The organism is Streptantibioticus cattleyicolor NRRL 8057 = DSM 46488, assembly GCF_000240165.1.
GTDB classification, from domain to species: domain Bacteria; phylum Actinomycetota; class Actinomycetes; order Streptomycetales; family Streptomycetaceae; genus Streptantibioticus; species Streptantibioticus cattleyicolor.
The window spans coordinates 1,316,313-1,330,970 of sequence record NC_017585.1; the positions used below are offsets into that span (position 1 = coordinate 1,316,313).

Below are 14,658 nucleotides of genomic sequence, written 5' to 3' on the forward strand. Positions count from 1 at the left end.
GGGCGCTCTCCAGAGGGGGTCGGGTTGTCGTCCGGGAGGAATCCCAGGTCCGCCGTACACCGTCCGACGGACCGGCGGGCCCGCGGACGAGCGGCCTCCCGCGCTCCGGGACGTTGCCGGAACGCGGGAGGCCGGTGACGGGTGTGCGGGCGGATCAGGCCAGGTCGAACCGGTCGAGGTTCATCACCTTGTCCCACGCGGCCACGAAGTCGTGGACGAACTTCTCCTTGGCGTCGTCGCTCGCGTAGACCTCGGCGACGGCGCGCAGTTCGGAGTTGGAGCCGAAGACGAGGTCGACGCGGCTGCCGGTCCACTTGACCTCGCCGGTGGCGGCGTCGCGCCCCTCGAAGGTGGTGGCGTCCTCGGAGACCGGCTTCCACGTCGTGCCCAGGTCGAGCAGGTTGACGAAGAAGTCGTTGGTCAGCGTGCCGGGGGCGGTGGTGAGGACACCGAGGCGGGACCGCTGGGAGTTGGCGCCCAGGACACGCAGGCCGCCGACGAGGACGGTCATCTCGGGGGCGCTGAGGGTCAGCAGGTTGGCCCGGTCGATGAGCAGGTATTCGGCGGGCAGGCGGTTGCCCTTGCCGAGGTAGTTGCGGAACCCGTCGGCCGTGGGCTCCAGCGCCGCGAACGACTCGGTGTCGGTCTGCTCCTGCGAGGCGTCCACCCGGCCCGGGGTGAAGGGCACCTGGACCTCGAAGCCGGCGTCCTTGGCGGCCTTCTCGACGGCGGCGCAGCCGGCGAGCACGATCAGGTCGGCCAGCGAGATCCGCTTGCCGGAGGTCTGCTCGGCGTTGAACGACTGCTGGATCCCCTCCAGGGTGCGCAGGACGCCGGCCAGCTGGTCGGGGTCGTTGACCTCCCAGCCGCGCTGCGGTTCGAGGCGGATGCGCGCACCGTTGGCGCCGCCGCGCTTGTCGCTGCCGCGGAAGGACGAGGCGGAGGCCCACGCGGTGGAGACCAGCTGGGAGACGGAGAGCCCCGAGGCGAGGACGCGTTCCTTGAGGGTGGCGATGTCCCCGGCGTCGACGAGCGGGTGGGTCACCTCGGGGAGCGGGTCCTGCCACAGCAGCGTCTCGGACGGCACCTCGGGGCCGAGGTAGCGCGCGACCGGGCCCATGTCGCGGTGGGTCAGCTTGAACCACGCCTTGGCGAAGGCGTCCGCGAACTCGTCGGGGTGCTCCAGGAAGCGCCGGGAGATCTGCTCGTAGACCGGGTCGAAGCGCAGCGCGAGGTCGGTCGTGAGCATCGCCGGCGCCTGCCGCTCGGACGGGTCGTGGGCGCCCGGGACGGTGCCCGCGCCGGCCCCGTTCTTCGGCCGCCACTGGTTGGCGCCGGCCGGGCTCTTGAACAGCTCCCATTCGTAGCCGAAGAGCGTTTCGAAGAAGCTGTTGTCCCAGGTCGTCGGGGTGGGCGTCCAGGTCACCTCGAGGCCGCTGGTGATCGTGTCGGCGCCCTTGCCGGTGCCGTAGGAGTTCCGCCAGCCCAGGCCCTGCTCCTCCAGCCCGGCGGCCTCGGGGTCGGGGCCGACGTGGTCCGCGGGGCCGGCGCCGTGGGTCTTGCCGAAGGTGTGGCCGCCGGCGATGAGGGCCACCGTCTCCTCGTCGTTCATCGCCATCCGGCGGAACGTCTCGCGGATGTCGCGGGCGGCGGCCAGCGGGTCCGGGTTGCCGTTGGGGCCCTCGGGGTTGACGTAGATCAGGCCCATCTGGACGGCGCCCAGCGGGTTTTCCAGCTCCCGGTCACCGGTGTAGCGCTGGTCGCCGAGCCAGGTGGTCTCGGGGCCCCAGTAGACGTCCTCCTCGGGCTCCCAGACGTCCTCCCGGCCGCCGGCGAAGCCGAAGGTCTCGAACCCCATCGACTCCAGCGCCACGTTGCCGGCCAGGACCAGCAGGTCGGCCCAGGACAGCGCCTTGCCGTACTTCTTCTTCACCGGCCACAGCAGCCGGCGGGCCTTGTCCAGGTTGGCGTTGTCGGGCCAGCTGTTGAGCGGGGCGAAGCGCTGCTGGCCGGCCCCGGCGCCGCCGCGGCCGTCGCTGATCCGGTAGGTGCCCGCGCTGTGCCACGCCATGCGGATGATGAACGGGCCGTAGTGGCCGAAGTCGGCCGGCCACCAGTCCTGCGAGGTCGTCAGAACCTGCGCGATGTCCTGCTTGACCGCCGGCAGGTCGAGGCCGCCGAACGCCGCGGCGTAGTCGAAGTCCGCGCCCAGGGGGTTGGCCACGGCGGGGTTCTTGGCGAGAATCTTCAGATTGAGGCGCTCCGGCCACCACTGACGGTTCCCGCCGCCCTGGGTCGGGTGGAGGGCGCGGTCGTGGGCGACCGGGCAGCCCCCTTCGCCCGCTGCCTTGGGGTCGGTGACGATTGCATCGTGGTTCTCAGTCATGAGAATCCTTCCGGACTACGGACTGGGCGGATCACCGTGCTCAACAACTGCGGGCGGTGGAACGTGCGGGGCGGAACGGGCCGACGCGGCCGACGGCACGGAACGGCCGGGCACGAGGCGGTGGTGGTCCACGCGCCGTCCCCCCGGCCTCGTCCCGCTCCCTTGGCTGTCACCGGAACCGATCCTACGATTGACCAAATCCAAGTCAATATGGCGACCAGAACTGAACGAACTCTTTGGTCCGACCCTGTTGTCCGATGACGCACAGTGAGGCTGGTGGGCATGAGTGACCTGCTGGAACGGCTTCGCGGACGTGGCTGGCGGATGACCGCCCAGCGGCGGGCCGTCGCCGAGGTGCTCGACGGCGACCACGTCCACCTGACCGCGGACGAGGTGCTGGCACGGGCCGCCGCCAGGCTGCCGGAGATATCCCGCGCGACCGTCTACAACACCCTGGGCGAACTGGTCCAGCTCGGTGAGGTGGCCGAGGTGGCCGCCGACGGCCGCGCCAAGCGCTACGACCCCAACGCCCACCGCCCCCACCACCATCTGGTGTGCGCGCGCTGCGGCACGATCCGCGACGTCCACCCCGGCGGCGACCCGCTGGCCGACCTGCCGGCCGGCGAACGGTTCGGCTTCACCGTCCTGGCGGCCGAGGTGACCTACCGCGGCCTGTGCCCGGAGTGCGCCGGCGCGTGACCGCCGCCGGGGGCGCCGCTCACCGGGGCGGAACACCCGCTTCCGTCGGCTGGTTGAGATGCACCCGCCGGGCGGCGAGCCCGGTCAACTGGGGGCACAACCACGACGCCTTGGCGCGCGTGTACACACTCAGGTGCGGCCCGGTCAGCCGGGCCAGCGCCAGCGCCTCCGCCCAGGCGGTGAACGGGACGACCGAGGCGACCGGCCCGACAGGGGTACGCGGCGGGGAACCGGTCGCCCGGCCCAGCAGGACGAGCGGGTACGGCACCCGGGGCACGGCACCGTCCCGTACCGTCCGGTGCCACACGACCTCGACGCCGACGGCCGCCTCAGCGCAGGCGCTGAAGGCGCGACGCTGCCGCCGTTCGGGCAGCGCGGTGACCGGGGTGAACCGCTCGGCGGTGTAGGCGAGTTGCTCCAGGAAGGCCGGGAGCACACTGTCGTGCACCGCCACCGCGGGGGTGGCGGAGCAGGGGCGCCCGGCGCGCGCGAAGCAGGCGCGGAGCGTGCCGCGCACGGCGTCGGGCACCCGCGCGTCGTGCCGGACCACCAGGAGCCCGGGACGGTGCCGCGGGCTCCCCGGCCCGTACCGGCAGCACTGCGGCGCCGGCCCGTCGGCGTGTTCGGCGAGCACCGCGCGGACCGCCGAGGGATCCGCGTCCGCCGGGCCCCGGACGACCAGTTGCCACACGTGGCGCGGCAGCCCGGCCCGGCGAGCGGCGGCGACGACGGCGAGAGCCGGCACCGCGCTGCGCCGGTCCGCCTCGGTGACCACGGCGACCCCGTCGAGCAGCGCGGGCACCACCCCTTCCAGCAGCGAGGCGAGCGGACGGGCGTCGTCCACCCGGGAGAACACCACGGCCGGCCGATCGGCGGACCACCACGCCGTACCCGCACCGCCGCGCCGGGGCCGGACGGCCGCCGTGAGCGAACGCACCACCCGGTCCGCGTTCCGGCACTCGGCCTCGGCATCGGGCGGCCCCAGCCCGGAGGACTCCGGCAGCACGGCGAGGAAGGCGTCCGCACCGCACGCCATCGCCCGGCGCAACCGCCGTGCCCACCGCGCCCGTTGATCCGCCGGCACCCCGCTCCACCGCCCTGCCGCCTCCCGCGCCCGGACGACGGCCGCCCGCGCCTCGCCGGCCGAGGAGACCGGCACCGACAACAGCGGCCGGCCGGAGAAGACACCGGTCACCGGCGGATCCGGCCCGGCCGCCGCCCCCAGACCGCTGAACGCCAGCGCGTCGGCCGCGCACCCGCCGAGCAGCCGTGCCGTGGCCGGATCCGGACACACCTGACGACCCGTCACCGCACACCGCCGCCGACGACGGACACCGGCGCCGCCGCGACCGGCGGCGGAGCCTCCACGCACCAGGAAGGCAGCCGCACCCCGGCGAAACGCAACTGCGCCAGCCGGCTGTGGTAGGCGGCGCCCCGCAGCAGCGCCCCGGCCACCTCCGCCACGCGCCGGTTCTCCGGGGCGCTCCACGCGGTCCCCGCGACCCACGCGTTGAAGGCGCCCATCGCCGGGCCGCACCAGATCTGGAAGTCCGCCTGCCGGGCCGGGTCGCCGCGCGTCGCCCAGCGGGACGACAGCCCCAGGTACCAGCGGAAGACCAGGGCCATCCGCAGCCTGGGGTCGTGCTCGGCGCGCTCGGCCCGTTCCGGATGGTGCCGGCGCAGATAGGCGGCGACGTTGGGCCACATCGCCTCCAGCGGGCGGCGGAAGATCTCACGTTCCAGCCGGGCGCGGTCCGGGGCGGGGATGCCGTCGAGGCAGGCGTGGTCGCGGTAGAGCCGGTGGAGCCAGGCGGCCCGGCCGGGGAAGAGCGTGCCGCGTCTGAGTACCTGGACGTCCACCCCCATCTCGAACATGTCGGCCGACGGCGCCATGACGCAGTCGGTCACCCCGGCCTCCGCCAGCAGCGCCTTGACCGCGGTTGAGGTCCCGGCCTCCACGCACCCCTGGTTGACGGACCCGGTGACGATGTAGTCGGCGCCCAGCGCGAACGCCGCGAAGGCCGCCTGCGGGGTGCCGATGCCGCCCGCGGCCCCGACGCCCACCACCTTGCCGGGCCGTCCGGCGCGCGCCTCGTCGTCGCGCAGCGCGAGGACCAGGGGCAACTGGGTGACCAGCGGGCGGCGGTCGGTGTGGCCGGCGGAGTCGGCCTCCACCGTGATGTCGTCGGCCAGCGGCACCCGGGCGGCGAGCGCGGCCTGTTCGGCGGTGAGGGCACCCTGCCGCTCCAGGACGGCGACCAGTTCGGCCGGGGCGGGCCGGAGGAAGAACGCGGCCGGGCCGGCCTGGGAAACCTTGGCGATCACCTGGTGTCCGGCGTGCACCGTCCCGTCGCGGTCGCGGCGCAGCCCGGTGGCGCGGTAGCGGACCAGGTCGACGGTGGGCGTCATGAACGCCGACGCCTCGATCCTGGTCACCCCGAGCCGCAGGAAGAGGTCGACGGTCTCGCGTTCGGCTCGCGGATCGGCCGGGTTGTGGATGAGGTTGCATGCCCACGGCGCATCGGGCAGCCGCCGGTGGAGCTCGCGCAGGGCCCGTTCGACGCGTACGGTGCGCAGGCCGGCGGCGCCGTACGAGGCGAGGCATCCGGCGTCGGCCAGGGCGACCACCAGGTCCTCGGAGGAGATGCCGCCCGCCATCGACCCGGCCATGTACGGAGCCCGCAGCCGGTGGCGCCGCAGGAACGCGGCCGACCCCAACTGCTGGGCGGCCACCGGCGGTACGGTGGCCAGCACCTGGGCCCCGGAACGGGTGCGCGGCGGCTCGTCGCCCACCCCCACCCGTCCGTCGGCGAGGACGACGTAGCACGGCCGGTCCAGCGCGGCGACCGCGTCGCGGATACCGGCCCGGTCGAAGCGCACGGTGGTCACGGCGCCTCCCACGGGGTGTGCAGCGCGATCCCGTCGACGGCGTAGATGCGCAGCCCGTCACGCCAGACGCTGCCGTCCGCCACCGCGACCAGCCGCCCGTCCGCCACGCGCACCTCCCGCAGGTGCACCTCCGCCTGGACCTCGCGGTCGCGCGGCAGGATCTGCCCCCGGTACGTCCAGCGCAGCACCTGCCCGGGGACCGGCACGAGCCCGCGCACCGCCTCCTCGGACAGCCTGCCGCCGTGCAGCAGAAGGAACTTCAGCGCCTGGAACAGCGTCTCCACCCCGCACGACCCGGGCAGCACCGGGTCGTCGAGGAAGTGGTGGGCGAAGTACCAGTCGTCCGCCCGCACGGCCCTGGTCACCAGCAGGCACCCCAGCCCGTACCGCCCGCCGTCCGGGACGAGGACGCACTCGGCGCCGGACAGCAGCGCGAGGCGGCCGTGGCCGAGCGGCGGCCCGTCGTCCGCGTCGAGCCGGCGGGCCGAGGGCGGCGGCGCCTCCAGGCCGAGCAGCCACGGCGGGACACGGCGACCGCCGTCGAGGCCCTGCTGCCGGGCGAGCACCGGCCGGGTGAAGAACCCGTGCACGGTCTCCCCCTGCTGGAACACCTCGTCGTCCACGGCGAGTTCGAAGGCGTACCGCTGGAGCACCGCACCCGGCAGCGGGGTGTGCGCCAGCAGCGTGGTGCGCTGGCGGACGGTACGGCCGCACAGCCGGACCGGGCGCAGCAGATGGCTGTGGCCCTCCAGGTTGCGGACGGTGAAGTCCTCGCCGGGGTGTTCCAGGCTGGTGCCCAGTGCGGCCCCGACGAACGCCGTCGCCTGCAGGGCGCTCTCCAGATGCGCGAACCAGGGGAAGACGCCGCCGTTCTCCCGTACGTACCAGGGGACTTCGGGGACGTCGTACTCGGTGGTGTGCACCGAGCCGAGTGGCCGGTCGCGGCGTGGCGCGGTCAGCAGGCGGTCGAGCATCAGCATGTCGCCGCGGGGCAGCCGGGGGCGTACCCGGGCCGCCGTGGTGTGGGCGGCGGGGCCGTAGGTGACGGCGAGGTCGCCCTCGGCGGCGTGGGCCATGTGGAGTTCGTCGGCGTGGACACGTTCGCCGCGGCTGGAGCGGCGGACGGTGCCGGTGGCCGGGTCCGGGGCGACGCGGGAACCGGGCGCCTCCCGCAGGGCCACGCCCGGACCGCGTACCCAGGCGACGGTGCCGCGGGCGTCGCAGACCCGTACGTCCGCCACGAGATGGGGGCGCGGCACCAGTCCGATCGCCGTGATGTCGGCGCCCAGCGCCAGCGGGCCGGCGAGCCGGGCGACGTCGCGGACGTGGACGGTGAGCGGCGCCCCCCGCAGCGGGTGGACGAAGGGGGCGGGCAGGCACAGGTGGAGCCCTTGGTGGAGGGCGTGCACCCCGAGCAACTGCCATACGGCACGCACCAGTTCGGTCCAGCCACGGTTGCCGGCGGGGGCGGCCGGCACGGTGGCCGTGACGTGCCCCAGCCCGTGCCGGCCGGCCCCGGGACCGGTCGGCACGGCCGAGGCGAGCAGGTCGAGCCCGGTGTGGCGGCACCAGTCGGGGTGGGCGCCCGGGGCCTGGGGACCGTCGAAGACCTCCTGGATCCGTCCGGCGGCGAGGGCGTCGAGACCGGCCCGGGACAGCACGTGCCGGGAAGCCCGTCGCAGGGGCCGCCACTGTGGCGGTACCGGGGGTACGGGGGAGTGGCAGTCGTGCGCGTCCGGTGGCGTCGCCCGGTGGGCCTCGGCCAGGATCCGTCCGTTCTGCCGGACCGTCCAGCCGGGCGGATCGGTGACCGCGAGCCCCAACAGCCGGGCGGCGCCAGATTCTTGACACCACGTCAGCTCGATGTGGACGGCTCCGGCCGGACCGGCGAGAGCGAGGGCACGTTCCCCTTCGGCGAGGACCGCGGCCGTGGTGGCGGACGGCCGCTCGGCGGCGCGCCGGCCCGGCACCGGTGGCGCGTCGGGGGCCAGCCCCTGCAACTGCGTCAGGAGCAGGTCGCCGAGGGCGCGGTGGGCGTTGAGCACGGTGGAGTGGGCCGGGACGGCAGCGGCGGGGTCGCCGAGCGCCGGATCGTCCATGGTCGTCGTCCCTTCGAAAGGCGGGGGTGCCGTGGGGTCACGCCGGGTCGGGGTGGGGGACGGGCCAGGCGGCGCGGCTGCCGAGCTGCGGTGCGGCGACGATGCCCTTCAGGCCGCTCCAGCGTTGCAGGACGGTGCCGTCGGGCAGGCAGGCCGTCACGGCGCAGGTCAGCTCCAGCGGGTTGTGGTCGAGCAGTTCCGCAGTGATGGTGAAGGGCTCGCCGTCCGGCAGCGGCGCGAGGAGTTCGACCCGTTCCACCGCGACGGGCAGGCAGCGGTGACCGCAGACCCGCCGGCCGAGCAGCGCGGCGGCCTGGAGGAGGAGATCGGCCAGCGCCGGGCTGTGGTACGCGCCCGCGTAGGCGCCGCCGGCCAGCGGGGGATCGGGCAGGCACGCCTGGACGGTCAGCCGGGCGTCGTCCTCGTGGAGCACCGGTCCCAGCCCGCGCAGCAGCGGCCCGTGGAAGAGGAACCCCTCGTCGTAGGCCGGGTGGAACAGGAACGGCGGCGGCGCAGCGGCGGCCGGGGCGGCGGGCGCCGGACGCGGGACGCCGGTGTCCTCGGCCGTGCGGAAGACGCCCTCGTAGCGCGGTACCGCGGGCGCCGCGTCGTCGTGGACGGTCACCGTGGTCCCGCCGTCCGGACGCGGGCGCAGCACGACGCGGGCGCGCGCCGGGTGGGCGCCGTTCAGCACCAGCCCCTTGCGGACCCGGAAGTCGCGGACCTCGGTCACCGCCCGGCCGCCCGCGGTGCGCTCCACGGCGCCCAGGCACCAGCCGATCGCCGCGGTCATCGGGAGCACCGGGTGGCCGTCGATGGTGTGGTCGCGCAGCACCGGTTCGGCGGCGAGACCGGTCAGGTCCCGCAGCAACTCGGCCCCGCCGGACGGCAGCGGGGCGGGCGGCACCGGCGGGGTGAGCGGACCGAGCACGGCGACCACGTCGTCACCGCGCTCGGCGGCGAACTGCTCGGTGAAGTAGGCGCACCCCTCCTCCCGTGACAGCACCGGCACCCCGAGCCGCCGGAACAGGTCCTGCGTGTGCTCGGTCGCCATGCCGCCACGCCACGGCCCCCAGGCGAGCGCGGCGACCCGGGTCCCGGGCCGGGCGGCCTTCCAGGCGCAGGCGAAGCGGTTGAGCGCCTCGTTGGCCATCGCGTAGTCCGTCTGCCTGCCGTTGCCGAAGACCCCGGAGACCGAGGTGAACAGGACGAGATGGCGCAGCCGTTCGGCCGGGAGGACATCCGCCACGTTGAGCAGACCGGTGAGCTTGGTGGCGACCACCCGCTCGACGTCCCGCGGGCGCTTCGCCGCCAGAGGCTGGTCGGCCAGGACGCCGGCCCCGTGGACGACGCCGGTCACCTGGTCGGCGTAGGGGGCGAGCGCGGTGCGCAGCGCGTCGGTGTCGCCGACGTCGACGCCGAGGTAGTCGGCCCGGGCGCCGAGGCCGCGCAGGGCGGTGAGGGTCGCGTCCAACTCCCGCTGCCGGTACAGGAGTTGGGCCTGCGCCTCGACGGCCTCCTGGTGGTCCGGGTGGCGTGGGTCCCGTCCCTCGGCACGGGACCGCGCGGCGCACGCCTCCCGCAGCGCGGGCAGGGTGTCCAGGCCGGCGGCCCAGTCGGGCGGATCCGCCTGCGGGGTACGCCCCAGCAGCAGCAAGCGGCACGGCCGGCGGGCGGCCAGCGCGATCAGGCACCAGGCGGTGATGCCCCGGGCCCCGCCGGTGACCACCAGGAAGTCGTCCGGACCCGGCTCGTCCACCGCGGGCCCGGACGGCAGCAGCCCCGAAGGGCGGGGTGACAACGCCAGGGCGCGGCGCGACACACCGTCCCAGGCGACCTCCGGGACGGGCGCGGCGTCGGCCGCCTCGCGCACCACCTGCCCGGCCGACTCGGCCGGGTCGAGCCCGGGCGCGAGGTCCACGGTGCGGCAGAACACGTCCGGTTCCTCGACGGCGACCGCCTTGGTCAGCCCGCCCAGGCCGCCGTGGAGCGCCTGGGCGAGGTCACCGCCGGAACCGGCCAGCCCCAGCGCGCCGTCGAGCTGGGTGACGGCGAGGAAGCCGGCCCGGTGTCCATCGGCGGCGGCCCGTTTCAGCGCCGGCACGGTGTGTTTGGCGACGAGCACGGCGTGCCGCAGCCGGGTGACGGCGTCCCGCGCGCCGACCGCCGTTCCCCGGCCGGCGACCAGCAGGCACAGGTCGAGCCGTTCCTCCGGCGGCACCAGGTGACCGATCTCCTTGCGCAGCGTCCCCTCCCGCCAGTCGGGCAGGCACCGGCCGGAGGCGCCGTCGGCGGTGCCCGGGATCCCCAGGCGGCGCACGTTCCACCCCTCGGCGGTGAAGGCGGTGGCCAGCGCGTCCGCCAGGGCGCTGCCGTCCGCCACGAGGAGCGCGGTGGGCCGCGGCCGGTAGGGGTCCGCGAGCGTGTCGACCGGGGGCAGCGGACGCAGGCCCACGCAGGCCCGTCCCGCGGGGCGCACCGGGACCGGCTCGCCGGGTGCCGCCGGTGCCGCCGGGGCCGTCGTGCTGGCGGCGAGCAGTCCGGCCAGCTCCCGTACGGTGCGGGCCTGCGCGAAGCGGTAGATCTCCTCGCGCGGCAGGAACGGGTAGCGGCGCCAGGCCTCGGAGGCGATCTCGACCTGCTTGAGGGAGTCGATCCCCAGGTCGGTCTGGATGTCGAGGGACGGGTCGACCATCTCGACGGTGTAACCGGTCTTCTCGGCGACGAGTTCACGCAGGATGCGTTCGACCTCGGCCGGGTCGGTGGGCGGGGTGCCGGGCGCCTCGACGGGCGCGGGCGCTTCGGCCTGGTTCGCGGAGGTGTTCATGGTGGCTTCCTCGTCGGGTTCGTGCCTACAGGGGGCGGGGCGGCGGGGACGTCGGGGGCTGGGGGGCGTCGGCCGGTCCGGGCGCGGCGGAGCGGTCCGGCGGCGGTCCGGTGGGCGTGCACCGGTAGGGGACGGCGAGCCCGGCCTCGTACGCCGCCCGGCGCGCCCGCATCGCGAACACGGGTCCGGCCAGCCGCCGGGCCACGGGGGACGGCGGGGCGGGGGGCGGTGGGTCCGGCGCGTCGTAGCGGTTGATGTGCCGGATGCCGAAGCCCAGGACGGCCAGCCGCAGCGCCGCGTTCTTCAGTGCCGCCGCGCTGTCCGTCCCCGGCCCGGTGTCGGCGGGCACGGTCTCCACGGTGGCGTCGCCGAGGGTACGTCGCACCAGCCGGCTCAGGATCCCCTTGGGGCCGCACTCGACGAAGACCCGGCAGCCGTCGTCGTACAACTCCCGTACCCGGCCCGCGAAGTCGACCGGGCGCGTGATCTGCTCGGCGAGGACGCGCCGGTCGGCCTCCGGGTCCGTGCCGTACCGGGCCCCGGGGGTGCAGGCGAGCACCGGGTGGGCCGGCGGGCGTACCTCGGTGCGGGAGACGGCCTCGGCGAAGACGGGGACCGCGTGCGCCATCAGCGGGGTGTGGAAGGCGGCGGCCACCGGCAGGCGGCGCACGGCCGGTCCGCCGTCGCGCAGGCAGGCCGCGGCCAGTTCCTCGACGGCCGGGGTGGGGCCGCCGACCACGATCTCGTCCGGGGCGTTGATGTTGCACAGCGCCAACTGCGGGAAGTTCTGGGCACGTTGGCGCCATTCCTCGGCGGACAGCCGTACCGCGGCCATCGCTCCCGCGTCGCGGTCCGTGCCGCCCGGTGCCGGCCGCATGGCCTGACCGCGCCGCCGGGTGAGCAGCAGGCAGTCCGCGTCGGACAGGCTCCCGGCCGACCACAGCGCGGTCACCTCGCCGCAGCTGTGCCCCAGCGCCGCCGCCGGGGCGAACCCCAGCTCGGCGAGGTAGGCGTAGTGGCCCATGGCGAGCGCCCCGATCGCCGGCTGCGCGTACGCGGTGCGACGCAACCGGGCCGTATCGGCGGCCGGGTCACGCCGCCCCGGCTCGGGGTGGACGACCTGGGCCAGCGTCTCCTCCTCCCCCTCCCACAGCGCGTTGGCGTCGTCGAAGGCCCGGCGGACCGGGGGGACGGCGAGGAGCGCGTCGGCCCCCATGCCGACGTACTGGCTGCCCTGGCCGGCGAAGAGCACGGCGGCCCGCGCGTCGGGCGGCAGCCCCGAACGCCGGTAGTGCGCACGTCCGGCGAGGGTCCAGCCGTCGGCGTCCGGGGTGTCGGACAGCCGTGCCGTCGCCGCGGCCAGCAGCGCCTCGCGGTCCGCCGCGTCGTGGACGAGGACGCCCAGCCGGGCGTGGTGCGGCGGCACCGGGCCGCCGTCGGCCGGGTCCGCGCCGTCGCGCACCAGGGCGAGCAGCGCGGCCGGGTCGGGGGCGTGCCACACCAACGCCCGCGGGGTGCGGTGCAGCGTCCGGGGCGGGGTGGGCGGGTGTTCCTCCAGGACGGCGTGGAAGTTCACCCCGCCGAAGCCGAACGAGGAGACCCCGGCGCGGCGCACCGGACGGGCCGGGTCACGGATCCAGGGGCGGGCGCGGGTGTTGACGTACAGGGCGCTGTCGCGGAGCGCGTCGTTGGGTTCGGTGACGTTGATGGTGGGCGGCAGCAGGCGGTGGTGCAGGGCGAGCGCCGCCTTGATCAGCCCGGCCGCGCCGGCCGCCGCCTTGGTGTGCCCGATCTGGGACTTCACGCTGCCGACGGCGATCCGCGGCCGGTCCGGGGCGGGGCCGAGAACGGTGCGCAGGGCGCCGAGTTCGACGGTGTCGCCGACCCGGGTGCCCGTGCCGTGCGCCTCGATCAGCTCCACGGAGGCGGCGGGGACCCCGGCGTCGGCGTAGGCCCGGCGCATCGCGGTGACCTGACCGTCGGCGCTGGGGGCGTAGATGCTGCCGGTGCGGCCGTCGCTGGAGCCGCCGAGTCCGCGCAGCACGGCGTAGACGCGGTCGCCGTCCCGTTCGGCGTCGGCGAGGCGTTTGAGCGCCAGCATGCCGATGCCCTCGCCGAGCAGGGTGCCGTCGGCCTCCCGGTCGAAGGGGCGGACGGCGCCGCTGGGCGACAGGGCCGGTGTCTTGCTGAAGCACAGGAACGTGGTGACCGAGTTGTCGGCGTCGCAGCCCCCGGTGATCATCAGGTCGGCGCGGTGCTCGACGAGTTCGCTCACCGCCATCCGCAACGCGGCCAGCGAGCTGGCGCACGCGGCGTCGACCACGCAGTTGGCGGCGCCCAGGCCGAACCGGTTGGCGATGCGCCCGGCGACGACGTTGGCCAGGATCCCGGGGAAGCTGTCCTCGGTCCACTCCGGGGACTCCGCGAGGAACCTGCGGGCGATCTCGTCGGCGTCCCGGGGCGACAGACCGCAACTGAGCGCCGCCCTGCGCACGGCGGGGGCACGCAACCGGGAGGCGAGCGGCACCATCGTGCTGTTCTGGCCGCACACCCCGAGGACCACCCCGGTGCGGCCCGGGTCGTACCACGCCGCCCCCGGGCACCCGGCGTCCCGCAGCACCTCACGCGCCACCCGCAGACTCAGCAACTGCACCAGCCCGATGGAGTCCAGCGTCGCGGGCGGCATGGCGAACTCCACGGGGTCGAAGACGACCGGCGGCAGAAAGCCACCACGCCGGGCGTACGTCTTGTCCGGCGCCCGCATGTCGGGGTCGTAATGGTCGGCGACGCTCCATGACGTCTCCGGCACGTCGGTGACGCAGTCGCGGCCGGTCACCACGTTGTCCCAGAACTCCCGCACGTCGTGCGCCTGCGGGAACATCGCCGCCAGGCCGACGATGGCGACGGGGTGCCCGGAGGGCTGGTACGCGTGTGAATCCACCACTGATGACCTCGGTTTCCTTGACGTTTACGGAGGTTTGACGCGGCGCGCGGCACGGGCCGCGATCGCGCCGCCCGACCGGATCCGGCGAGGCCGGGACCGCGCCGGATCCGGTGCCGCGGCGAAGCGGGCTACCGCGCCGGTGTCTTCGACGGCGCCCGCCCCGTCACCGCGTCCAGGAGCTGGCGCATCCGGTCGAACTCGGCGCGCAGCGCCTCGATCCGCTCGTCGTCGGGGCCGCGTTCCCGCTGGGCACGGGTGGCTTCGTCACGGACGTCGCAGCCCGCGGCGCGCTGCCTGCGTACGGCGGACGGCGACTCACCGCCGCCCTCGACCATGTCCAGGGCGTCGATGACGTCGTCGAGGTAGTCCTTGATGTCCGCGACGAGCTCGTGCAGCACGCGGGCGAGGTGGAAGCGGTGCAGTGGCATGGGGGTTCCTTCCGCTGGAGGGTGGAGGACGGCGCCGGAAGACACGGGCGACCGCAGGCGCAGGCGCAGGAGCAGGCGAAGGCACGGCCACGGCACACCGGGCACGGCACGTCCGGGAACCGCGCCCGGCCGTGCCCGGGGGTGTGGGCAGGCGGGGCGCCGGCTGAGGGGTGCGTGGACGGGCGTCACCGACGCGGTGACGGTGAGCCGTGGTGTGGTGTGCTCGGTGAGCTGCGGATGCCGGGTGCCGGTGGCGAGTGGTGCCCTGGTGGGGGCGGGGAACCGATCAGGTCCGCGCGGCCGATGCGTCGTCGGACCTGGCCGAGCCGGGCCGCGGATGCGGCCACCTCTTCCGGTACCGCCGTCGTCGCGCATCCCTGGTCACC

8 protein-coding genes are annotated in these 14,658 nt (G+C 75.4%); 1 reads left to right on the forward strand and 7 read right to left on the reverse strand.

What is annotated here, in order from left to right; genetic code table 11:
- Positions 1 to 154: 154 nt before the first annotated feature.
- Positions 155 to 2,386, reverse strand: a complete 2,232-nt coding sequence (katG, locus tag SCATT_RS33585) for a catalase/peroxidase HPI (RefSeq protein WP_014150881.1) — start codon at positions 2,384 to 2,386, stop codon at positions 155 to 157.
- Between the two features lie 282 nt (positions 2,387 to 2,668).
- On the opposite strand from katG, the gene SCATT_RS33590 reads away from it, so the two are divergent.
- On the forward strand, positions 2,669 to 3,085 hold the full coding sequence (locus tag SCATT_RS33590; protein WP_014150880.1) for a Fur family transcriptional regulator: 417 nt from the start codon (positions 2,669 to 2,671) through the stop codon (positions 3,083 to 3,085).
- 19 nt (positions 3,086 to 3,104) lie between these two features.
- Here the strand turns inward: SCATT_RS33590 and SCATT_RS33595 are convergent, their stop codons facing one another.
- The 6 genes from SCATT_RS33595 to SCATT_RS38300 form a co-directional block, all read right to left on the reverse strand.
- On the reverse strand, positions 3,105 to 4,394 hold the full coding sequence (locus SCATT_RS33595) for an aldehyde dehydrogenase family protein (protein WP_014150879.1): 1,290 nt from the start codon (positions 4,392 to 4,394) through the stop codon (positions 3,105 to 3,107).
- Complete coding sequence (locus SCATT_RS33600) at positions 4,391 to 5,974, reverse strand: PfaD family polyunsaturated fatty acid/polyketide biosynthesis protein (RefSeq protein WP_014150878.1); 1,584 nt, start codon at positions 5,972 to 5,974, stop codon at positions 4,391 to 4,393. Before SCATT_RS33600 ends, SCATT_RS33595 begins: the two co-directional genes overlap by 4 nt.
- A complete protein-coding gene (locus SCATT_RS33605) occupies positions 5,971 to 8,073 on the reverse strand; it encodes a hotdog family protein (RefSeq protein ID WP_014150877.1) in 2,103 nt (700 codons plus the stop codon). The genes SCATT_RS33600 and SCATT_RS33605 overlap by 4 nt, the downstream gene beginning before the upstream one ends.
- 37 nt (positions 8,074 to 8,110) lie before the next feature.
- A complete protein-coding gene (locus SCATT_RS33610; RefSeq protein ID WP_014150876.1) occupies positions 8,111 to 10,900 on the reverse strand; it encodes an SDR family NAD(P)-dependent oxidoreductase in 2,790 nt (929 codons plus the stop codon).
- 25 nt (positions 10,901 to 10,925) lie between these two features.
- Positions 10,926 to 13,841, reverse strand: a complete 2,916-nt coding sequence (locus SCATT_RS33615) for a type I polyketide synthase (protein ID WP_157894779.1) — start codon at positions 13,839 to 13,841, stop codon at positions 10,926 to 10,928.
- A gap of 131 nt (positions 13,842 to 13,972) precedes the next feature.
- Positions 13,973 to 14,272, reverse strand: a complete 300-nt coding sequence (locus SCATT_RS38300) for a hypothetical protein (RefSeq protein WP_014150874.1) — start codon at positions 14,270 to 14,272, stop codon at positions 13,973 to 13,975.
- Between the last annotated feature and the right edge of the window lie 386 nt (positions 14,273 to 14,658).